The sequence below is a fragment of the Paenarthrobacter sp. NPDC091669 genome (assembly GCF_044756725.1).
In the GTDB taxonomy this organism is placed as follows: Bacteria; Actinomycetota; Actinomycetes; order Actinomycetales; family Micrococcaceae; genus Arthrobacter; species Arthrobacter bambusae_C.
Window position 1 is genome coordinate 89,265 of the sequence record NZ_JBIVTK010000011.1, and the last position, 21,021, is coordinate 110,285.

16 protein-coding genes are annotated in these 21,021 nt (G+C 63.3%); 6 read left to right on the forward strand and 10 right to left on the reverse strand.

What is annotated here, in order from left to right; all coding sequences use genetic code 11:
• Position 1: 1 nt before the first annotated feature.
• Positions 2-1,138: an LLM class flavin-dependent oxidoreductase gene (locus ACIQLI_RS18035; RefSeq protein ID WP_400390854.1), complete on the reverse strand. Its 1,137-nt coding sequence runs from the start codon at positions 1,136-1,138 to the stop codon at positions 2-4.
• A 366-nt stretch (positions 1,139-1,504) separates the two neighbouring features.
• On the opposite strand from ACIQLI_RS18035, the gene ACIQLI_RS18040 reads away from it, so the two are divergent.
• Positions 1,505-3,538: a rhamnogalacturonan lyase gene (locus ACIQLI_RS18040; protein WP_400390856.1), complete on the forward strand. Its 2,034-nt coding sequence runs from the start codon at positions 1,505-1,507 to the stop codon at positions 3,536-3,538.
• 85 nt (positions 3,539-3,623) lie between these two features.
• Here the strand turns inward: ACIQLI_RS18040 and ACIQLI_RS18045 are convergent, their stop codons facing one another.
• The 4 genes from ACIQLI_RS18045 to ACIQLI_RS18060 all read right to left on the reverse strand — a co-directional run bounded on the left by ACIQLI_RS18045 (position 3,624) and on the right by ACIQLI_RS18060 (position 7,487).
• Positions 3,624-4,268, reverse strand: coding sequence for an SRPBCC family protein (locus ACIQLI_RS18045; RefSeq protein WP_400390858.1), 645 nt, complete (start codon positions 4,266-4,268; stop codon positions 3,624-3,626).
• 88 nt (positions 4,269-4,356) lie between these two features.
• Positions 4,357-5,589, reverse strand: a complete 1,233-nt coding sequence (locus ACIQLI_RS18050; RefSeq protein ID WP_400390860.1) for an amidohydrolase family protein — start codon at positions 5,587-5,589, stop codon at positions 4,357-4,359.
• Positions 5,590-6,102, reverse strand: coding sequence for a GAF domain-containing protein (locus tag ACIQLI_RS18055; protein WP_400390862.1), 513 nt, complete (start codon positions 6,100-6,102; stop codon positions 5,590-5,592).
• On the reverse strand, positions 6,099-7,487 hold the full coding sequence (locus ACIQLI_RS18060; RefSeq protein WP_400390864.1) for an MFS transporter: 1,389 nt from the start codon (positions 7,485-7,487) through the stop codon (positions 6,099-6,101). Before ACIQLI_RS18060 ends, ACIQLI_RS18055 begins: the two co-directional genes overlap by 4 nt.
• 108 nt (positions 7,488-7,595) lie before the next feature.
• Between ACIQLI_RS18060 and ACIQLI_RS18065 the strand changes: the two genes are divergently transcribed.
• Complete coding sequence (locus ACIQLI_RS18065) at positions 7,596-8,474, forward strand: MurR/RpiR family transcriptional regulator (protein WP_354227890.1); 879 nt, start codon at positions 7,596-7,598, stop codon at positions 8,472-8,474.
• Between the two features lie 27 nt (positions 8,475-8,501).
• Here ACIQLI_RS18065 and ACIQLI_RS18070 read toward each other — a convergent pair whose 3' ends face one another.
• Entirely contained in the window at positions 8,502-11,174 is a 2,673-nt protein-coding gene (locus ACIQLI_RS18070; RefSeq protein WP_400390866.1) for a Tat pathway signal sequence domain protein, read from the reverse strand.
• Positions 11,175-11,322: 148 nt separating this feature from the next.
• On the opposite strand from ACIQLI_RS18070, the gene ACIQLI_RS18075 reads away from it, so the two are divergent.
• The 3 genes from ACIQLI_RS18075 (at position 11,323) to ACIQLI_RS18085 (ending at position 12,854) form a co-directional block, all read left to right on the forward strand.
• Positions 11,323-11,688 (forward strand): metalloregulator ArsR/SmtB family transcription factor, encoded by a 366-nt coding sequence (locus ACIQLI_RS18075; RefSeq protein ID WP_354227894.1) that lies wholly within the window; start codon positions 11,323-11,325, stop codon positions 11,686-11,688.
• Positions 11,685-12,173, forward strand: a complete 489-nt coding sequence (locus ACIQLI_RS18080) for an SRPBCC domain-containing protein (RefSeq protein ID WP_207594776.1) — start codon at positions 11,685-11,687, stop codon at positions 12,171-12,173. Before ACIQLI_RS18075 ends, ACIQLI_RS18080 begins: the two co-directional genes overlap by 4 nt.
• 102 nt (positions 12,174-12,275) lie before the next feature.
• The gene (locus ACIQLI_RS18085) at positions 12,276-12,854 is read left to right on the forward strand and encodes an adenylate kinase (protein ID WP_400390868.1); all 579 of its coding nucleotides are present in this window, start codon (positions 12,276-12,278) and stop codon (positions 12,852-12,854) included.
• On the opposite strand, the gene ACIQLI_RS18090 is transcribed toward ACIQLI_RS18085, so the two are convergent.
• The 4 genes from ACIQLI_RS18090 to ACIQLI_RS18105 all read right to left on the reverse strand — a co-directional run bounded on the left by ACIQLI_RS18090 (position 12,851) and on the right by ACIQLI_RS18105 (position 18,244).
• On the reverse strand, positions 12,851-13,612 hold the full coding sequence (locus ACIQLI_RS18090) for a glycosyltransferase (RefSeq protein ID WP_400390870.1): 762 nt from the start codon (positions 13,610-13,612) through the stop codon (positions 12,851-12,853). The genes ACIQLI_RS18085 and ACIQLI_RS18090 overlap by 4 nt on opposite strands.
• Positions 13,609-14,967: a PIG-L family deacetylase gene (locus ACIQLI_RS18095; protein WP_400390872.1), complete on the reverse strand. Its 1,359-nt coding sequence runs from the start codon at positions 14,965-14,967 to the stop codon at positions 13,609-13,611. The genes ACIQLI_RS18090 and ACIQLI_RS18095 overlap by 4 nt, the downstream gene beginning before the upstream one ends.
• Positions 14,961-16,052 (reverse strand): acyl-CoA dehydrogenase family protein, encoded by a 1,092-nt coding sequence (locus ACIQLI_RS18100; protein ID WP_400390874.1) that lies wholly within the window; start codon positions 16,050-16,052, stop codon positions 14,961-14,963. The genes ACIQLI_RS18095 and ACIQLI_RS18100 overlap by 7 nt, the downstream gene beginning before the upstream one ends.
• A 113-nt stretch (positions 16,053-16,165) precedes the next feature.
• Positions 16,166-18,244, reverse strand: coding sequence for an FG-GAP-like repeat-containing protein (locus tag ACIQLI_RS18105; protein WP_400390876.1), 2,079 nt, complete (start codon positions 18,242-18,244; stop codon positions 16,166-16,168).
• Positions 18,245-18,597: 353 nt separating this feature from the next.
• Between ACIQLI_RS18105 and ACIQLI_RS18110 the strand changes: the two genes are divergently transcribed.
• Entirely contained in the window at positions 18,598-20,895 is a 2,298-nt protein-coding gene (locus ACIQLI_RS18110) for a SulP family inorganic anion transporter (RefSeq protein ID WP_400390878.1), read from the forward strand.
• The last annotated feature ends 126 nt before the right edge of the window (positions 20,896-21,021 follow it).

Genomic DNA, 21,021 nt, shown 5'->3' on the forward strand with positions numbered 1-21,021 from the left:
GCTAGAGACCCCAGGCCTCGGCGAGCAACTGGTACGAGCTCTGCCGATCGGCGGGGTCATGGGCAATGGTGGTGATGAGCAGTTCCTGGGCGCCTGTGGCCCGCTGCAGCGTGCGCAGCTTGTCCCTGACCTGGTGCGGGTCGCCCACCAGCCGGGTGTCCACACGGTCTTTGACAAGGTCTTTGGCGTCAGCGTCCAAGGGCAGATCCAAGGCATCCTCCGGGGAGGGGTAGGGGATGGCACCCTGTCCGCTGCGAATACCGTGAACCCACTGGGCATAGCCGCGGGCGAGGCGCTGTGCTTGGTGTTCGTCCGGGGCCACCAGCACGTCCGCCGAGACGATCACCTGTGGTTCCTGCAGGGAAGCAGACGGTTCAAAGTGGGCCCGATATTCGGCAATGGAGTCCAGTACGCCGGCCGGGGCTACGTGATAATTCGCGCCGAAGGGAAGGCCCAACTTGCCGGCGAGGCGGGCGCTGGGACCCGCTGTTGAACCGTGGATCCAGAACTGTGGCGACTGCCCGAGGGCCGGCGTCGCGGTGACTTCCTCGCCATGCCTGGTGCGGTACCCGCCGGTGAAGAACCCGATGATGTCCTGGACGTCGTTCTCGAAGTTGTCGGTATCTCCCGGGAAGCGGCCCAGCAGTTCACCTTGCAAACGGAACTTCCTGGGGAGGACGGCACCGAAGATGGGCCGCGGCGCTGGGATCAGCAGACCGTCAACCACGCGATCGTCTGGTGTGTCCGTCGGGGGCACTACTCCGGGAGCCGGTTCGCTGGGCGACTTCGGCGGCCCGGAACGCCCAAAGCCAAGGTCCACACGGTTCGGGAACACCGCAGCAAGAGTGCCGATGCTCTCCGCAATCTGGAGCGGCCTGTAATTTCCCAACAAGGTGGCTGCCGTGCCGACACGGATGGTTTTGGTGGCCGACGCAACCAACCCGGCGAGGATGTGCGGGGCAGAACCAGCAACGCCGATGTTGAGGTGGTGCTCGGCCAGCCAGTACCGCGAGTACCCTGCAGCCTCAGCAACGCCGGCGAGGGCGAGTGTGCTGCGCAGGGCGTCGCCGGGGGTCTGCCCGGCGGAAACCGGAGTCAGGTCAAGAACGGACAGGGGAGTGACGGAATGCTTCGGCATGGGACGACACTACGGACGCACCCGCACAGGCCAAAGCCCATCAGTCACCCCGCTCAACCGGGCTAAATCCTACGAAATCCTGCGAAACGGACCGTCACAAGCGAGCCGCGAAAGACGTACCAGGAGGGTGCCGCGGACAGGCAAGGGCAGGGACATTTCCGAACAAATAGCACCGAAGTCTCACAGTCATTTCCTGTCAAACCCTTGACCGGGGGGTTGAAGCGCTGGTAAACCTTGTTGGCGGAAAGCGTTTTCTCGCGGCCTTCAACCTCTTGCTCACCAGGCAGGGTGCCCTGTCTCCGCGAGTGAAACGTTCCAATGTCGGCTCGCAGACCGCCTGCTGCCCAGCATCAAAGGAGATGTTCTTTGGCTTACCCCTCGAAATGTTCCTACAGCTCCTCCCGTGGCCGTGCATGGAAAGCAGTCCCCATCGCCGCCACCGCTTCCCTTGCAGCCGCCGCCATCGCGCTGACTGGTGTCCCGCTCGCGCAAGCAGCCCCGGCCCAGGTCCCGCAGGCAGCGCAAGCCAACCTTCCCGGCGTCGTGCCTGCCGCGAAAGACCAATCCTCGCTGAAGCGACAAGTGGAAAATCTGGACCGTGCACCGGTCGCCGTTCTGACCGACCAAGGCGTCACGGTGAGCTGGCGCATGCTGGGCCTGGACAAGGACAGCGTCGGCTTCCAGGTCCTGCGCGACGGCGTCAACATCACCCCGGAGCCCCTCCGCAATGCCACCATGTTCGTGGACGCGGGCGGCACAGCGGAGTCGAGCTACGTCATCAAGACCGTTGGCAACGGACAGGGCCTGGACAAGCTGGCTGAAGCCGTGAAGCCGTTGGCCCGGAACTATCTGGCTATCGCCCTGGACAAGCCTGCCGATGGTGTCACGCCGGACGGCAAGGCCTATACCTACTCTGCCAACGACGCCACCGTTGCGGACCTCGACGGCGACGGCAAGTACGAGGTCATCCAGACGTGGTCTCCGTCCAACGCCAAGGACAACTCCCAGTCCGGCTACACGGGCAACGTCTACGTGGACGCCTATAAACTGGACGGCACCAAGCTGTGGCGCATCGACCTTGGCCGCAACATCCGTGCCGGCGCGCACTACACGCAGGTCCTGGCCTACGACTTCGACGGCGATGGCAAGGCTGAGGTTTCCCTCAAGACCGCCGATGGCACCAAGGATGCGGCAGGTACCGTGATCGGCAACGCCGACGCCGACTTCCGAAATGCCGCCGGGTACGTCCTGTCCGGTCCGGAATTCCTTACCGTATTCAAAGGCGAGACCGGCACCATCATGGACACCGTGACCTACGAGCCCGAGCGCGGTGCTGTGACCGGCTGGGGCGACAACTACGGCAACCGCGTGGATCGTTTCCTGGCAGGTGTGGCCTACCTTGATGGCGAGCACCCCTCCATGATGTTCAGCCGCGGCTACTACACCCGGACGGTCCTGGTCACCTACGACCTCGTCAACGGCAAGCTCGCGAAGCGCTGGACCTTCGATTCCAACCTGGCTGGCGATGAGTACAAGGGGCAGGGCAACCACAACCTGTCCGTGGCCGACGTCGATCAGGATGGCAAGGACGAGTTCGTCTTCGGCTCCATGACCATCGATGACGACGGCCAGCCGCTGTACAACACCAAGCTGGGCCACGGTGATGCCATCCACACCGGTGACCTGGACCCGTCACGGCCCGGACTGGAAACCTTCGCCGTCCACGAAAGCATGAGCCAGAGCGGCAATCGCGGCGCAACGTTCCGTGACGCCGCCACCGGCGAGGTGCTGTGGAGCATTCCGGCCATCAAGGACACCGGACGCGGGGCCGCGGGCGACATCGATCCCCGCTATGCCGGCGCCGAAGGGTGGGCCATCGGCGGTTCTGCGGCGTGGGATTCACCCGTTGGCCAGCTCATGTCCGCCAACGGTGAGTTGATCGCTGAGAAGATCCCGGCCGCCAACTTCCTGGCCTGGTGGGACGGTGACCTGCTCCGCGAAATCGTGGACCACGACTACGACGCCACGGTGTCCCGCGGCGTACCCACCATCTCCAAGTGGAACTGGGAAACGGAAACCAGCGATCGGCTCCTGACCGCCGACGGCGCCCGCAGCATCAACACCACCAAGGGAAACCCGTCCATCCAGGCGGACATCCTGGGTGACTGGCGTGAAGAGATCGCCTGGCCGTCCACGGACAGCACAGAGCTGCGGATCTACACCACCACGGCTCCTACCGAGGTCCGGCTGCGGACCCTGATGCACGACACCGTGTACCGGACAGCTGTTGCCCGCGAGAACGTGGCGTACAACCAGCCGCCGCACCCCAGCTTCTTCATCGGCGAGGGCATGCAGGCTCCGGCGATTCCCGCCGTCGTCTACACCGGCGCCAGGAAGTAGCTGGCCGTAGAAACAACAGTGCCGCCCGGGTCACCTCGACCCGGGCGGCACTTCAGTTAAGACGTTGGCCTAAGACTGATTCGCCCTAGGGCAACGCGCTCGGCGGAGGGGGAATGTACCCCGGAGGGTTATCGTCCCGTCTCTTCCGTTCAGCTGCACTGAGGGTGTCGCTGTCAGCAGTCCCATCGGAGTCGCCGTCAACGTTGGCCAAGCCGTTCGTTTGGTCGAACGGGTGGGTGACGGGGTCGACGATCGGGATGGTCGACGCTGCAGGTGCCGCGGCTGCTGTCCCCGCGCGGGTTCCCGTCTCCGGGGTCTGCTTTTCGATGTACTCCTTGAACTTCTTCAAGTCTGACTCAGCCTGCCTTTCAACGATATGCAGCTTGTCCCCCAGGAATTCCAGGACGCCATGCGGTTCGTATTCCAGGGACAGATGCAGTGACGTCTGGCTGGGGCCGGCTTCTTTGAACTCAACCCATCCGGCGTTTTTGGCACCCTCCACGGCGGCCCAGGCAACGGCCCGGTTCTGGTCCTGTTGAACGATTTTGGCTTCCCAGCGCCGATGGACGCCGGCGATTTCGGCCACCCACTCCAGGCGGTCCTCACTGAGCCGCGTCACTCGTTCCACTCCGCCCATGAAATGCGGAAACTCCTCGAACTGTGTCCACTGCCAGTAAGCCGTACTGATCGGAACGTTGACCATGATTGTCTTGTTTACTTTCGTGGTCATGCTGTACGCCTCCTCCTCGGATCGATATTGATCAGCATGCTTACAGTATCGGGCCTTTTGAAGCGTTAATACAGACCTTGAAGCAGGGTCAGTCGATGACCCGGCCATTCTGGACGAGGAACTCCAGATGCTCGGAGATGTCGGCCAGCACAGCGATGTCCGCCACCGGATCGGCGTCGAGGACCAGCATGTCGGCATCGGCTCCCGGTGCAATCACGCCGATCTCCCCTTCGCGCTCAAGCAGCTCTGCCGCCGTCGTGGTTGCCGAGCGGATGGCGTCAATCGCGGGCTGAACCTTGCCCAACAGCCTGAATTGTTCGTTCTGGTGGCGGTGCATCCCGCCCAGGAGGTCTGAGCCGAAGGCCATTTTGACGCCGGCCTCGTGGGCGCGTTCAATCGCTTCGAGCCCGCTGGTGAGCACGGAATCAACCTTGGCCCACATTTCCTCGGTGAGCCCGAATTCCTTGCCCTCTTCCTTCAGGGCCCAATACGTGACCAGGGTGGGAACCAGGAAGGCGTCCATTTCCAGGAACAGGTTGAGGCTTTGGTCGTCCAGGAGGTTGCCGTGTTCGATCGAGCGGACGCCGGCTTCCAGGGCGCGGTTGATGGCCTTGGCCGTGTAGGCGTGCGCGGCGACGTAGCGGTTGGCGGCCTGGGCTTCTTCCACCGCGGCCCGCATTTCTTCCATGGAGTATTGGGTGGAGTCGATGCGGTCAGTGGGGGAGGAGACGCCGCCGGACGCCATGATCTTGATGTGGTGGGCGCCCTTGCGGATCTCGTCGCGGGCGGCGGCGCGGACAGCATCAACACCATCTGCCACCCTGCCAATGCCGCAGCATCCACGGCCATTGGGATCGTGGTCTTCGCCGGGCAGCCGCATGTCTCCGTGGCCGCCGGTCTGGCTCAGGGCGTGGCCGCAGAAGTGGATTTTCGGCCCCTCCAACAGCCCTTCCTCCTGGGCCATGGCCAGTCCGAAGTCCGCGCCGGACAGGTCCCGGACGGTGGTGAAGCCGCGGCGCAGCATCGCACCCATGATGCGGGCGGTCTGGGCGTAGACATAAGACGGCGGCGTGTACGTCAGTGATCGGAAGTCGGCACTGGAGGCGACCACGTGGACGTGGGCGTCGATCAGGCCAGGGATGACGAACTTCCCGGTGCCATCGATGACACGCGCACCGGACGGTACCTGGGCGTTCGGTTCAACGCTGCTGAACTTCCCGTCAACGCTGACGACGTCGGCAGTTGAGTAGGTGCCGGCCGCAACGTCCAGGACGTTGGCGTTGCGGATGATCAGGGGAGTGCTTTCTGGGGCGGTGCTCATTTAGGCGGTGTCCTTCGCGGGGGCTTCGGGGACTTCTGGGATTTCTGTGGGATGGGCTTCAAAGGCTTGGACAAGGTGGGCAAGGTTGGATTTAACCACGTCGACGGCGGTTTCCACGCTGTCCCGGGAGTACTTTCCTTCGGCGTCGAGGAGCGCGAGGACGCCCACTACGTTGTTCTGCTGGTCGAGGACCGGCACGTTGATCACGGCGCCGCAGCCGAGCTGCTGGATGAGTCCGGAGTCGGAGAAGACGTTCCGGAGCGCTGTCAGGTCCGGGGCCAGGAAAGGCTGCTTGTCCTCGATGACCGTGCCCAGCCATCCGGGAGAAATCTCCACTGTCTTCTCGCCGCCCACGGGATACTCTGCCGGGTGGCTGGTGTAGAGCCGCTTGAGGCTGGAGCGCTGCGGAATCCACTGGAGTGCAGTAAACAGGACGACTCCCGGTTCCTGCTGCAATGCTTCAAGAGTCTGCTTGAAAACTCCGTCAGTGTTCAGAGGGTTCACAGTGTTCACTTGCTTCCTGCCGCGGCCGGGTCCTGTTCGGCGCGGGCGTTGATGTTCTCCAAGGACTTGCCCGCGGTGGAGGCGCCGAAGATCACCACGCCCAGGACGCCGATGGTCAGCACCACGGTGGTCATGGTGAACACGCCGCCGAAGCCGAGGGACGCGGCGAAGATGCCGATGATGGACGGTGCCAGGATGCTTCCGATGCGGCCTACTGCGCTGGCCAGGCCAACACCCGTGGCACGCATCCATGTGGGGAAGAGTTCCGGAGTGTAGGCGTAGACGCCGGCGTAGGTGCCGTTGAGGAAGAAGGACAACGTTGCGGCAGCCAGCAGGATCATCCCGGAATCGTTGGACTGGCTGAGCCAGAATGCGCTGATGGCCGATCCCGACAAGTAAAGGGCGATGGTGTTCTTGCGGTCAATCCGGTCACACAACCAGGCGGCGGAGAAGTAGCCGGGGATCTGTGCCAGGTAGATGAGGATGGAGAACTCAAAGCTCTTGGTAATGGTGATTCCGCGTCCAACCAGCAGGGTGGGAATCCAGGAGAAGAAGCCGTAGTAGGAGAAGGTGATCACGAACCAGATCAGCCAGATCACGGCAGTCCGGCGACGCATGGCCTTGGACCACATGAACTTCAGGGCGTTCCAGATGTTGATCTTCTGTTCGTGCTTGGCGATTTCTTCCTCGGCTGCGGGCAGCGGGTCCAAGGGTTTTCGGGTGGCCTTGATGACGCTCCGCTCGAAGCGGTCCACTACTTCCGTTGCCTCGGCAATCCGGCCTCGGCTGATGAGGTAGCGCGGCGATTCGGGCAGGCTGCGACGCCACCAGAGCAGGAGCAGGATGGGAACAGCGGTGATGACCTGCGCCCAGCGCCAGCCGTCCTCGCCCAGGGGAACAACGAAGCGGCCGATCAGTGCTGCAGCCACGAAGCCAAAGGAGAAGAAGCCGGCCAGGGTTCCAATGAACCAGCCACGGCGCTTCGGAGGAATGAACTCGGATAGGAACGGCGCAATGATCACACTTTCAGCGCCGGCGCCCAGTCCTGCAAAGATCCGTGCAATCAGGAAGATTTCAAAGTTGGGGGCCATGGCTGCAACTACTGACATGACGCAGTAGAAGGCCAGCGCCCAGAGCATGACCTTCTTGCGACCGAAGCGATCCCCCATCCAGCCAGCCAGGATCGCGCCGAAGAAGAAGCCGAACGGGGCTGCTGAGCCCACCAGGCCGAGGCTGGCCGTGCTGAGGCCCCATAGTTCCTGGATGCGTGGGAGGAGGAAAGCCACCACGGCACCGTCCATGCCGTCGAAGGAGTAGCCGAGGCCTCCGATGAGGAGAAGCTTGTAGTGTGGTCGACTGAGAGCCAGGCGATCCAGGCGTGCTGTGAGTGACATGGTGATTCCTGCCAAAGTGGGCCAAGTTGTACATTTTTAGGAATATGCACAAGTCTGTGCAGAAGTGATGTATCGAAGTTACGGCCAAAGTGTGAGGTAGGTCAATAGGTGGAAGAAGATTTCGACTCGTCAACGTTGACCGAGTGGCTGGACAGTCGTGTCCAGGGGCGGAAGCTCGCGGCACGCCAAATGCAGGTCATCGGCATCCTCCGCTCCCAGCCCCGGCTCGCGTCCTACGGCTCTGTCAGCGACATCGCCGCGGTGGCCGCCTCCAATGCCTCGACCGTGACCAGAACCGCACAAACACTGGGATTCAAGGGGTGGGCGGACTTCCAATTTGAGCTGCGTTCGCGCTTCCTTGCATCACTGAGTGCGGTAGAAGTTGCTGCCGAACACAACGGCCACATCAGCAGTCCTGCACAGGCTGCGGTCTCCACGGATCGTGCCAATCTGGCCCATTTTGAGCGCACCCTGGACGCCGACGCAATTCATGAAATAGCCAAGGCCATTGCCGGTGCACGGCAGACTTTCATCGTCGCCGCGGGCAGTTACGCCATCCCCGGCAAGGCGCTGGAGCACAACGCGATCATTGCCGGATATAACGTCCGGCTCCTCGATGCCGATGTCGCAGCCCTCACCAACGCCATTGCACGGCTCGGTGCAGAGGACCTGGTCATCGCCATCAGTCTGTGGCGGGTCTACGACAGCACCATGCGCGCGGTGGACATCGCGCACAACCTGGGCACGCCCATCGTTTCCATCACCGACAGCGCAGGATCGCCTGTAGCAGTGCACGCCGACCACAGGATTGTGGTGCCCACTGAAGGCGCCGGTTTCTTCCCGTCCCTGACAGGTGCCGTGGCCGCGGTCCAGGCGATCGCCGTCGAGCTTGCCTCCCTGGACCGCGAGCGTTCCAACCAGAACATCGCCGCCTCGGAGCGGACCTGGGACCAAATGCGGATCATGCATCCGCGCACTAGTTCCTAGGCCGGCTTCCCGAGGCAGCAACGGAAATTACGACGCCGGGACCTCCTGCGGTGCATCGGCCGCCGCCGGCAGGTGCTGACCGACCAGGGCCAGGTTCTGGATGACGGCCAAGCCGAACTGGGCGGTGTCGTTGGTGGAGACGGTAGGAGCTTCGTCGACGGGGTGGAGTACATAAGGCGGCAGGATCTTCTTCAACGTGAAGGCCTCGGCATGGTTGAGGTTCTCCCCGCCCTCGGCGAAGCTCTCCCATGCCAGTGCAGCCAGTTCCGGGGATCCCAACCGGGCCGCCGCATAGGCCGTGAGCCGGCTGTGTGCCTGGGTGAGGTAGATGCCGGCCAAGGGTTGCCCTACCTCTGCGATCTGCTCCTCCGGGGTGGCCAGGAACAGCCGGCAATACTGCATCCAGGCTTCCTCGAAGTCCTTGTCCGGCACCAGGCTGATCAGTTCGCTGCAGATTTCCACCAAACCGAACACGGCACTCAGGTGCGAGACACTGATGACTTCCCTGCCGGCGTCGAACCTTCCCGCATCCAGGTCGTACAGCGCTTCGCCGGTGAGGAAACCGTACTTCAGGGCGCCGATGTCAGCCATGGTTCCCAGGAGTCGATCCCGTGAGCGCGGGTTGCCGGTACGCTCCCAATCGGTGAGCCAGGTGGCGGCGAGGGAGCCCCAGTCCGTGCCCAGCCCGACGCCCAAGGCGCCTCGGTCCGGGCGGTACGTATCGGCGTCGGGCCTCACTTTGCGGACGGGGTCCAAGCCGAGGAAGTTCTGGTCGCTGTCCACCAGTTCGGTGAGGAGATCGCCGGTGCGTTCGTCGGCGGTCAGGTAGTAGTAGAAGCGCCGGTAGGCCGGCGTGCTGATGCGCAGCTGTTTGGCGCTGCAGCCCCAGTGCTGGACGTTGTGCCGTGAACCCAGTCCGCGCCACGGACCGAGGTGGTAGACATCCACCTCGCCGGTATGGCGGGTCATGGCCTCGGCGTAACGGAAGACGTCCGCGCGGCCAGTCCGGAGGTACATGTACCAAAGCCAGAGGTCGGGCGAAAGCTCGGAGTTGTCCCACGCGTAGCCGCCCACGTCGTAGCGCCACACGTGCCGATCGGTGTCGTAGGTGTGCATGACGTCGCCGTAGTTCCAGAATCCGTACCAGCGGCGCTGTTCGGTCTGGCCCTGGTAGAAGTCGAACAGGAAATCCAGCTTGTCTTCCAGCTCCGCCCGGGCCGGGGTGCTGCGATTCACCGGAGCCCAGTCACCAAAGACGCCTGCCGCGTGCAGGTAGCCGGGGGAGGGTTGCAGCAGCGGGGGAGTGGACGCGGTCTTGGCGTCGGCGGCGAGGTTTTCCGTGCTGGGGGTCGAGTCGTAGGCGAACAGTGTCAGCTCGTGCGTGCGGGCAATGCCCGTGGGATTGCCGAAGCCCGGCTCATAGTCCTCGTAGGTGATTTCGAGGCCCTCAAGCTGGTCCTCGAACGTCTCCTGGCCCAGGCCGTCGTGGTAGAAACGGAGGTCCATCGGCTGGGCTTCGGGGGAGTAGAGCCAGGCAGCGACTTTCGCCTGATCGGTGGCTGCCCCGCGGATGTCCAGCTGTCCCGGATGCGACTGCCAGAAGTCCCGGATGCCAACACCGAAGCCGCCACGGACATCGCTCAACGAGCAGAAGCCTGCCGCCCTGGTGCCGCCCGAAATCCCCACCCAGCCGTGGCCGGGAGCGGTCCGTTTGCGCAGCTCAAAGCCATCGGCGGTCAGTTGTGTCAGGGTGTAGTCGTTCCAGTCCGGGATGAGGTGGAGTCGTTCGGAAACCAGCGGGCTCCACTCATTCAGGGGCGGGGTGGGCCGGCCGGCGATCTGCGCGGCGCGGACTTGCTCGCCCGGATCCCGCCGTAGTCCAGTCAGCCCACGGATGGCCTCCACCAGGAATCCGCCGTCGGCCCCGGCCATCCGGACATGGCGATCATGCAGTTCGCTTTCCAGTGGCACGGTGAACTCGACGCCCAGGCCGGCGAGGAAATCCTGCTCAGCGTCGCCGTCCCAGATGAACGAGTGCATCATTCTGACGCTGCGGGCGCCCGCGTAGAAGTAGAAGCGGACGGTGAACGGGAGCCATTCCTTGGAGCCGTCATCGGCACGGTGCGCGCCCTCCACCTTGACCACGGCGCGGACAGGACCGGCTTGCTCCACGGTGACGCTGGTGGTGTGGCCGGTGAAGCCTGTGCGGGTGGTGGTACCCGTTCCCTCTGCCTGTCCTGACTGCAGCAGGCTCACGAGACGGCCGTCTCTGGCCACCACTTCATTGGCGCGGCGGAGCTCGCTGAACAGGGTGTCGCCACTCCTGTGCAGGACCATGCCCAGTGTGCCCGTGGATACGGTGATGGTCTTGTCATCTTCGATGACCGTCACCTCGGGTGAGCTTTCGACGGCGGCTGCCGCGCCGCCGTCGAGCGTTTCGGTTGAGTGGGTAACCTGATATGCGGCCGCTGGCTGATCCGTTGCGCCGAGGGCAATGCCGGCCCACTTCAGGGAGCCGTCGGGCCAGGTGGCCAAGGGCCAGGTTTGGGCGTGGACGGTGCTGCCGCTGGAGTCGAGAACCTTGAGTGCGGCCGCGTCCTGTACCGTGCCGCGTTGGAACGGCATTCCCCACGTCGTGCCACCGCTGAGTCCGGCGGGCGGTTCGCCATCGATCCACGTGATCGGGGCGTGCTGAGTCATGGTCAATTCCACCTAAGAGTCTGGGAAAACGCTTTCTTTGAGACGTTTCAACAATTTACCCGCGCGACACGGGAGTCGCAAGGGGTGGTCGGGTTCTGGTCGCCAAACCCGTTGACACCGGATGTGTCCGGGCGTATCGTACAACCAAATGGTTGTAGATCAGCTCAGTAAAAAACCCTCCGGCGACGCAGAACTCGACCGCCTGTTCCAGGCCCTGGCCGACGCCACCCGCCGGGACATCGTGGCCCGGGTGACGGCGGGGGAGTACTCGGTCTCCGGGTTGGCTGCCCTCTACGCCATGAGTTTCGCGGCCGTGCAAAAGCATGTTGCGGTCTTGGAACGGGCCTCCCTGGTGACCAAGGAGAAACGTGGGAGGGAGCAGATTGTGCGGGGAAACCATGAAGGACTGCAAAAAGCCCGGCACCTGTTGGACCACTTCGAAATGATCTGGCGGCAACGTGCCAGCCGGATTGCGGACATACTCGCTGAAGATGACGAAAGGGAACTGCCATGACTGTTGTCAGCGTAAACAAGGATGTTGAGGCCCTGAGCTTCACCATCGTGGCCGAGTTCGATGCCGACGTAAAGCGCGTGTGGAGGATCTGGGAAGACCCCAGGCAGCTCGAACGCTGGTGGGGTCCGCCCACCTGGCCGGCCACTTTCGAGACCCACGAGTTCACCGCCGGGGGCAAGGCCGCCTATTACATGACTGGCCCGGACGGTACCAAAGCCCGCGGTTGGTGGAAGTTCACCGCCATCAACGCCCCGGACCATCTGGAATTCGACGACGGTTTCGCCGACGAGCACGGTGAGCCCGTAGACGACTTGGGCATCACCCACGCCACAGTGAAGCTTGAACCCGTGGACAACCGCACGCGAATGACCATCACTTCCAGCTTCGAATCCGAAGAGCAAATGCAGAAGATGGCCGAGATGGGCATGGAAGAAGGAATGCGGGAAGCGATCGAACAGATCGATGGCGTGCTTGCCAACGCCTAAGAACTGAACCGGACGCTAAAAGAAGCCGACGACGACGGGTGCCTCCCGCCGTCGTCGGCGTATTGTTTAAGTCCCGGCCGCCTTTCGAAACGGACCAGTGACATGGCGCGATTGATCATCATGGGCCCTCCCGGTTCCGGCAAAGGCACGCAGGCGGAGCACCTTGCGCGGCATTTCGGGATCCCCGCCATATCCACGGGTGATCTTTTCCGCGCCCATGTCCGGAACAAGACGGACCTCGGCCTTGAAGCCGGCGGGTTCATGGATCGGGGTGAGTTTGTGCCCGACCACGTCACCACGGACATGCTCAAGCAGCGCATGGAAGATGCGGATGCTGCAGAGGGGTTTCTGTTGGACGGCTACCCGCGAACGGTGATCCAGATCGGGGCCTTGGACGAGATGCTCGCGGTTCGGGGACAGCCCTTGGACGTTGTCCTGGCGCTCACGGCCTCGGACAGCGAGTTGCTGGCCCGGATGCTCCGCCGTGCTCAGGAGCAAGGTCGCAGCGATGACACAGAAGCCGTGATCCAGCGTCGGTTGGCGCTGTACCGGGACGAGACCGAGCCCGTTCTGACGGCATATTCGAAGCGCGGGATTCTGTTGTCCGTGGACGGATCCGGCGATCGGGAAGCGATCACAGCATCTGCCATAGCTGCCGTGGAGGGCGCTCTGGCGGGTTAGCCGCTGGCGGGGGCAGGGAGCTCAGCGCCGAGAGCCCGGAGGTAGGAACCGAATCCTTCGGGGGCGCGGGAGTGTGTCCTGCCCGAGGTGACCACACGGATGGTGTCCGTAGATGTCACCATGAAACCTTGCCGACGAAGCCGCTCCACCAAACCCCGGTCTTCGTGGGAACGCAGCAAGGGAAAGCCGCCCGCCGCGAGGTAGGCCGAGGCCCTGATGCCTAAATTGGCACCGTAGATATGCGAGTGGTCCTCGCGGAAGGGGTGCAGCTCCAGCCAGCGCCCCAGCACTACCGGATCCACATCGGTGGGGTCCGGCTCCACCGAACCGAGGACGGCGTCGGCTCCGGCGTTGGCCAGATCGACCTGCCGCACCAACCAGTGCCCTGGGACGGTGGAATCGGCGTCGGTGTTGGCGAGCCATACGGTTGCCTCCGCGCGTTCACCGTTCTGCAGTTGCAGGCGGTTCAGGGCTTCCTTGACACCACAATCGCGGCTGGCTCCTGTGCTGCGGAGCTTCACCGTGACGTTGTGAAAGCGGGGATCGTTGGCTCCAAACGCAGCGGAGATCGCTGCCGAACCGTCCGTGCAGTTGTCCAGGACCACGGTGACTGAGGCGCCCACCCCGGGGTGTTCGCGTCCAAGGGCATCCAGTGCGGTGCGCAGTCCGGCCAGCGCCCCGCCAAGGCGCTGTTCCTCGTTGTGGGCAGGTATTACTACTGCCACATTTCTGATGCTTGGCTGCTGTGGATGGGTCATGGTGAACCATCCGGTGCCACCAGGACTTCGAGCGTGAAGTCCTTCTCCTGATAGAGCCCGTGTGTTGGCCAGCCGAGGTGGGTGCGTGCCATGGAGTGAACTGATTCCGCGTCCAGTTCCCAGCCGGAGATCGGGTGCCGCCAGTGGCACAGAAGCAGTGTTCCGCCCGGCGTAGTTGAGGCCTGGATTCTTGTTAGCAGTTCGGTGAGCTCTTCCGGCGACAGGTAGTAGCCAGTCTCGGACAGCACCACCAGATCGAACCTGCCGTCAGGCCATTCATGCGGCATGGTGAGGTGCTTGACCTCCGCTGACGGGTAATTCGCGAGGCGCTCCGCTGCCTGGGCCAAGGCTGCGCTGCTGGCGTCCACTCCCAGGAATCTCCGGCAACGTTGGGCCAGCTCCTCGCTGAGCGTGCCGATGGAGCAGCCCAGTTCCAGTCCGGACTCGTAGCTTTCCTTGGGCAGGGCGGCCAGGGTCAGCGCCCTCTTGCGCCGTTCGTACCAGCTGGTGGTGTAGCTCCAGGGGTCCTCTTGCCTTGAATGGACTTCGTCGAAGATGCGTTCTGCGTCTGCTGCGCTGTTGTTCCCTGCTGTGGAGGGGTGCCAGGCGAACGTTTCCCACGGCCGCTCGAAGTGCTCCAGGAATGTCCCGGAAAGCAGCGTCTCGTCGCCCGGTTGTCCGGACAGCGGCTCTGTTTGCGAGGCGTGGGCATGCATTGCTTTGGCTTTGGCTTGTTGTTCCTCATGGCTCAGGGGCACGCGCACCCAACCATTCCAGGTGGCGTCGTTGGTTCCTGCCCACAACCAGTACCAAATGGGATATTCCAGGAGTCCATAGCCGCCTTTGGTCGCGACGTCCGCGGCAACGGTGCCAAGGGTGTCGTGATCCGTATGGCCATCCGAACGGTAGGGAGCCACGATCACTATTTCCTCCGCCGTTCGCCCAGCGACACTCTCGCGAATGGCCGCAGCAATATGATCAGCGTTGGCAGCCAACTGTCCGTCGGGGAGTTCCAGGAACCGCCACGTCGCGCTGGGCGCCAGCCCTGACAACGCCGTGTCGAACTCTGTGAGCCTGACAGCGGCAAGCTGTTCCGGCGTCGTGGTTGGCGAGTCGGGATGTGATGCTTCGCCTGCGGTGCACAGGATCATGTCAACTTCTGCGCCGGCACCGTGCAGTCTGGCCAGGAAGCCACCGGCGCCAAGCGATTCATCGTCCGGGTGTGCGGCCAAAACCACGAACTTCCTGGCCGCAAGTTCTGCTGTGTCCAGCGGCAGTTCGGGGAGCGCGGCCACTCCCGATGCCGCCCAATCCTGTTCCGACGTTCCGGTGTCGGTGTGGGAAAAGGTCACCACTGGCGTTCTCCCTTCAGCGTCAGCGCGCCAAGTTGGGCGTCGTCCCGCATGGCGTGGTGCTGCCGGATGTAGAGCGAGAGATCGGCCATGCGCTTGCCGTACGCTTCGTTGAACGCCAGCGGCGCGGGACCGAGGTTCTGCGTCACCACTGTTTGGACACGCTCGACGGCGGCGGCTACCGTTCCGCGGAGGCGCAGGGCTTCGCTCCAGGCACTGGGACCGTTGGTGTCTGCAGTGTCGTCAGCGCCTCGGCTGTCCAGTTCGCCGGCGTCGATTCTCTCTGCAGCCTGGGCAAGGTAGCCGGTGACGGACGTGATGATCCTGTCCACCTCGCCCAAGGAGGCGAGGGCGATTTGGTCCGGTTTCCTGCCGTTGTCCGCGCCCTTGGCCAGTGCCGTTGCATAGTCCCGCGCCACGGCAACTGCTCCGCCAAGCCAGCACGCGGCAACGCCCATGCCGCCCCAGGCGAAACCGGCACGTGAGAAGTACCAGCCTTCGCCGCCGACCGGGGTTGCAGGGACTTGGTCGAAGTGGACGGTGCCGCTCGGGATTTCCTGGAGCCCACGGCTGGTCCATTGGGGTGTTTCGCAGGTAACCCCGGGATGCTTCAGATTCACGGCGAATGCGGCCCGGCTGTTGTCCTCGCTGTGGGCCGTGATCACTGCGCCATCCAGTTGCGCCGCGAGCGAGCACCAGGGTTTGGACCCGTTGAGGACGTAGTTGCCGGCGTCGTCGCGCTTGGCCTCCAGCTTCAGGCCGGGGCCCTCCGCGGCGAAGACTCCCCAAGCACCCTCCGGCGTGGTGGGGTCGGCGGCTTGGGCGAGGATGGCCACGGCATCCAGGTGTGGTTCAAGCGCCCGCCCGGCGGCCACGTCCACGGCTGTGACGGATGCCAGGAGTTCCCAGAGCTTGGCGGTGTTGCCTTCGCCGGGCTTAGGGGCCGTGTGGCCGATCTCCGTGGCGATGGCAAGCAGGGCAGGGACGTCGCCCACAGCTTCCCGCACCTTTTCCAGCATGGGCTCGAGGGCTTGGAGCTGGACGGGTTCGGAACTGATGCGTACTGGCTGGGCTTCGGAGTCGCTCATAATCCCAAGCCTAAACTAAGGGACCTTAGGTTATGCGTGCGCAAGGCAAAAGAACGACGGCGGGAGGTGCCCGCCGTCGTTCTTTGGGGGTGTGTTTGTGGAGTCCTGGGCCTTTAGATGATGGCGTTCATGACGTTCCAGCCGGAGCCGACCTGGACTCGGGGGAGCCAACCACTTTTCCCGTTGCCGGGGTAGAGCCAGAGGGTGCCGGCTGAGTCGCGGGCCAGGAGGTCGACGGTGCCGTCGCCGTTGAAGTCGCCGGGCGTTGCTATGGCTGTCATGGCGTTCCAGCCCCAACCGACTTGGACGCCCCAGCCGAAGGATGATTGGGCATAGCCATTGAAACTCCAGAGTGTTCCGTTGGTGTCACGGGTCAATAAATCCTGGGTACCGTCCTTCGTGATGTCTCCGGGGCCGGAGATAAAGTTCATGCCATTGAGGTCTCTGCCAACCATCTCTTGGGTTAGCCAACCGCCCCGGCCGTTGCCGCGGTACTGCCACAACTGTCCGGAGCTGTCACGGGCTACGACGTCGGCATAACCATCCAGGTCAAGATCACCAATTCCCGTAATTGCCGTCATGGCATTCCAGCCTTGGCCTACTTGCAGCCTGGCTTGCCAGCCTCCTTGGCCGTTACCTGGATATAGCCAGAAGACTCCGTTGGTGTCACGGGCCAGTACATCCGCTTTACCGTCACCTGTGAAATCCCCGGGAGAGACGATAACTGTCATGACGTTCCAACCTTGGCCGACCTTGGACGGCGACTGCCAGCCGCCGCTGCCGTTGCCCGGATAGAGCCACAAGTCTCCGCTGTTGGTCCGGGCCAGGACGTCCGGCTTTTTGTCGCCGGTGAAGTCGTGCCTGATATCAGCCGGCTTGATAGTGATCGTGATGGTTGGGGTCAGTGCATCCGGGCCGTAACCGTTGCTGGCAGAGATGCGGAAGCTGAAGGTTCCAGGGATGCCGGGAACGCCGGATAGGAGTCCATTTGGATTCTGTGACACCAGGCTCAGGCCTGGGGGCAGAGCACCACTGGCAACTTTGAACTGCGGTGTCAGTGAGCCGCTCGCCGTCATCGTGTGTCGGTATTGGGCTCCCACGGTGCCGGTGTTCGGTGGAAGGCTGGAAGTGATGATGGGTGCGACGTTTTTTCCGTCGATGGCCCGGACCTGACCTGCTCCGCGATTGGCGACGTAGATCGTGTTGGTTTTCTGATTAACCGCCAGAGACTCGGGATTATTGAAACCCCGTACGTGCCCGAGGACCTTCGCCTTGGCGTCGAACACGGTCACCAGCGATTGGTAAAAGTCGGAAGCGTAAACCTTGTTCGTGGCTTCATTTACAGCAATGTCCATGTAGTGGGTGCGCTCAGTCGGCGTGTTGACAAGACTCATTGTTGTTGCGTCGAGTGCTGTCAGATACTGATTGCCTTCGTCCGCGGCGTAGACCATGTTGGCTTTGCGGTTGATGGCTAAAACACCCGGGCGGGAGTTCGACCCTGTGGGAACCATGGAAACTTGGTTTGTGCCCCCATTGAGGACTGCAAATGCGTGAGCAGTCGGGCAGCTGAAATAGACCATATTTGTAGTGGGGTTCAGCACCACGGACTGTGCAGGCGTGCCTAGGTCAATCTGGGTGACAGTTTTGCTGACCCCGTCGATGACGGCTATTTTGTTGCCCTCCCAAGCGGCGGCATACAGCTTGTTGCTGGATTCATTGACTGCAAGCGCCCTGACATCTCCAAAAAATGGAACATGGGTGACCGACCTGCTGGCGCCGTTGATGACATAGACGCCGCCCCGTGGTCCCTCGCTGGCAACATAAATCTCATTCGTGGCTTGGTTTACAACTACTTTTCCCAAGCGGGAATCCACGGTGATTCTTGTTGTTGCTTCGGACATCCCATCAATAACGGTCATCGTGTCGCTCGCCGCGTGAGTGACATAGATGTTGTTGGTCTTTTCATTGATGGCGATGTTCTCGGGATAGTCGGTCACCGCGATCGACCTCGTCTCTGCCGTAGCGCCGTCGATGACCGTAACGGATTTCCCGTGCCAGTTCGCTACGTAGGTTCTGCCGGTCGTGGCATTGACAGCCACGTCGTAGGGGGCGCTGGCTTTGACGATGTGATCCGTCAGGATGTCGGCGTTGGCAGACGGCGTACCCACCCCCACCAATAGGGCTGATGCCATGGCGGTGGCCAGTAGCCCTGCCGAAAGACGCTTCCCTGCCGAGCGTGAAAACAACGTAGAAAAACCCAGAGCAGCCAACGGCCCAACCCCCAAAATCCAATTCGCGACTATCGCTTCAACCAGCGAATCTTACAGTCCACACGGGTTGGTTTGTGATCTGCCTCGCATTATTGCGAGTCGAGGTCTCTCACCCGCGAACGCCCCAACGCGCTCCACCCCCACGAAAGTTCCCCTTTGTCCCAACATGAAGCGCATCTTCACAGCTTTTGTCACGCTTGTCACATCTTGTTGTCATTAACGGTGACAGGTTCCGTAGCTTGGAAGGGTCAGCATTCCCAAGCTCAAGGATCACCATGCCGCAGCCCAACGATTCCGCTACCGTCCCCACTGACTCCCACAGCCCGCCGGGAAAGAACCCGGGCAAAGGCACGGCCAAGCCAAGCTTCCTCAGCAACCTCGGCGCGGACCTACCCGCGTCCCTCGTAGTCTTCCTCGTCGCACTCCCACTTTCGCTGGGCATTGCCGCTGCCTCTGGAGCCCCCGTCATGGCCGGGCTCATCGCCGCCGCCGTCGGTGGAATCGTTGCCGGCAGCCTGGGCGGGTCCCCACTGCAGGTGAGCGGCCCCGCCGCCGGCCTGACCGTCGTCGTCGCCGGTCTTGTGGACGAATTCGGCTGGGCGGTGACGTGCGCCATCACGGTCGGCGCCGGCGTCGTGCAGCTGCTGATGGGTGTCAGCCGCATCGGCCGGGCCGCGCTGGGAGTGTCGCCCGTGGTGGTCAAGGCGATGCTCGCGGGCATCGGCATCACCATCATCCTGCAGCAAGCCCACGTACTGCTCGGCGGTCAAGCTGCTGGATCCGCCGTCGAAAACCTGGCCGCTTTGCCGGCGGCCATCACCAACGTGGAATTGCACTCGGCGTTGCTGGGTCTTGCCGTTGTTGCCATCCTGATGGCCTGGAAGTACCTGCCGGCAGCGGTGCGAAAAGTGCCTGGCCCGCTGGCCGCCGTCGTCGCCGTCACCGCCCTGTCCGTAGCGGTGGCTCCAAACGTTGAGCGCATCAGTTTCAGCGGATCCATTTTCGACGCCATCGCCCTCCCAAGCCTGCCCGACGGCAACTGGCGCGCAGCGGGCATGGCTGTCATTACGGTGGCCCTGATCGCGAGCATCGAATCGCTCCTCTCAGCCGTGGCCGTCGACAAAATGCACGGCGGTTCCCGCACCAACCTCAACCGCGAACTGGTGGGCCAAGGCTCTGCCAACGTCGTCTCCGGAATGCTCGGAGGACTCCCGGTGACCGGTGTGATTGTCCGCAGCGCCACCAACGTTGAAGCGGGCGCCGCGAGCCGCACCTCCGCCATCCTGCACGGCGTTTGGGTCCTCGTCTTCTCAGCCCTGTTCGCCGGGCTCATCCAGCTCATTCCGCTGTCCGTGCTGGCCGGCCTGCTGTTGGTCATCGGCGCGAAGCTCATCAAGGTCGCGGACATCCGGACCAGCCTCCGCACCGGCGAGCTCCTGGTGTACAGCGTCACCTTGGTGTGCGTCGTGGTCCTGAACCTGCTCGAAGGCGTGATGATCGGCCTGGCCCTCGCCGCCCTCTGCGTGCTGTGGAGGGTCCTCCGGGCGCAGATCAACGCCCATGCCCCCGCCGGCCCGGACCTGCCGTGGCGCGTTGTCATCGCCGGATCGTGCAGCTTTTTCGCGCTGCCCCGGCTCAACCGCGTCCTCCACTCCGTGCCCGAAGGCCAGGACGCCGTGGTGGAACTCAACGCCGACTACCTGGACCACGCCTTCCGCGAAGCGCTGGTGGCCTGGCAGAAGCAGCACCGCAACACCGGCGCCTCCGTGGTGCTGGAGGAACACGGAACCACCGCCTTCACCGATGCAGAGGACAACACTCCCCAGCGGCAGGACCCGCGTGAATTCCCGCTGCCGCCGCGCACGTCCTGGCTGCCGTCCGGTGACGGCCCAACAGCGGACGACGACGGCGGGCAGCCACCGCTGCGGTCCATCCTCCTGGGCATCGACAAATACCATCGCCGGCACGCAGACAAAGTCCGCCCCCTGGTTCAGGACCTCACCGAAAGCCAGAACCCGGACACCCTCTTCGTGGCGTGCGTCGACTCCCGGGTCAACCCGAACCTGATCACCAGCAGCGGACCGGGTGACCTCCTCACGCTCCGCAATATTGGCAACGTGGTGTGCAGCGATGGCAGGGACGCCTCCATCGATTCAACGCTCTCCTTCGCAGTCAAAGCATTGTCCGTGGATTCGATTGTCATTTGCGGCCACTCCAATTGCGGTGCCATGAAGGCCGTCATTGCTGATGCTGAGGGTTCTGCACCTGCCCTGGGCGCGGGATTCGATTCCTGGCTGGAGCACGCGCGTCCCAGCTACTCGGCGTTGCTCGCCGGCCACCCTGTTGCCCGCGCCGCCGAGGCCGAGGGCTACAGCCGGCTGGACCAGCTGAGCATGGTGAACATTGCCCTGCAGCTCCGGAAGCTGGAGGACCACCCCGTCACTGGACCAGCCCTTGGCTCGGGTCGCGTGCAGGCCACGGGGTTGTTCTACGACATCTGCACTGCCCGGGTGGTGCTGGTGACGCCCGAGGGTATTGAACAGCTGGATCCGAGCATGGCTGTCCGCTCCTAGCTTCCAGCCGGACCGCAACCACCCACTTTGGGCTCCGAACGGCCCCCGACACGCCCTGTTGGCGGCGCGTCGGGGGTCGTCTCGGTTTCAAAGCAGGTGGTGGGGGTACCTCCAATAACCAGGCCG

What these genes read in the sequence shown, in the direction of transcription:
- ACIQLI_RS18100 (WP_400390874.1), bottom strand. Translation starts at nt 16,052, where the DNA reads ATGAGCGACTCCGAAGCCCAGCCAGTACGCATCAGTTCCGAACCCGTC.
- ACIQLI_RS18105 (WP_400390876.1), bottom strand. Translation starts at nt 18,244, where the DNA reads ATGGCATCAGCCCTATTGGTGGGGGTGGGTACGCCGTCTGCCAACGCC.
- ACIQLI_RS18110 (WP_400390878.1), top strand. Translation starts at nt 18,598, where the DNA reads ATGCCGCAGCCCAACGATTCCGCTACCGTCCCCACTGACTCCCACAGC.
- ACIQLI_RS18045 (WP_400390858.1), bottom strand. Translation starts at nt 4,268, where the DNA reads ATGACCACGAAAGTAAACAAGACAATCATGGTCAACGTTCCGATCAGT.
- ACIQLI_RS18090 (WP_400390870.1), bottom strand. Translation starts at nt 13,612, where the DNA reads ATGACCCATCCACAGCAGCCAAGCATCAGAAATGTGGCAGTAGTAATA.
- ACIQLI_RS18050 (WP_400390860.1), bottom strand. Translation starts at nt 5,589, where the DNA reads ATGAGCACCGCCCCAGAAAGCACTCCCCTGATCATCCGCAACGCCAAC.
- ACIQLI_RS18085 (WP_400390868.1), top strand. Translation starts at nt 12,276, where the DNA reads ATGGCGCGATTGATCATCATGGGCCCTCCCGGTTCCGGCAAAGGCACG.
- ACIQLI_RS18080 (WP_207594776.1), top strand. Translation starts at nt 11,685, where the DNA reads ATGACTGTTGTCAGCGTAAACAAGGATGTTGAGGCCCTGAGCTTCACC.
- ACIQLI_RS18060 (WP_400390864.1), bottom strand. Translation starts at nt 7,487, where the DNA reads ATGTCACTCACAGCACGCCTGGATCGCCTGGCTCTCAGTCGACCACAC.
- ACIQLI_RS18075 (WP_354227894.1), top strand. Translation starts at nt 11,323, where the DNA reads ATGGTTGTAGATCAGCTCAGTAAAAAACCCTCCGGCGACGCAGAACTC.
- ACIQLI_RS18070 (WP_400390866.1), bottom strand. Translation starts at nt 11,174, where the DNA reads ATGACTCAGCACGCCCCGATCACGTGGATCGATGGCGAACCGCCCGCC.
- ACIQLI_RS18035 (WP_400390854.1), bottom strand. Translation starts at nt 1,138, where the DNA reads ATGCCGAAGCATTCCGTCACTCCCCTGTCCGTTCTTGACCTGACTCCG.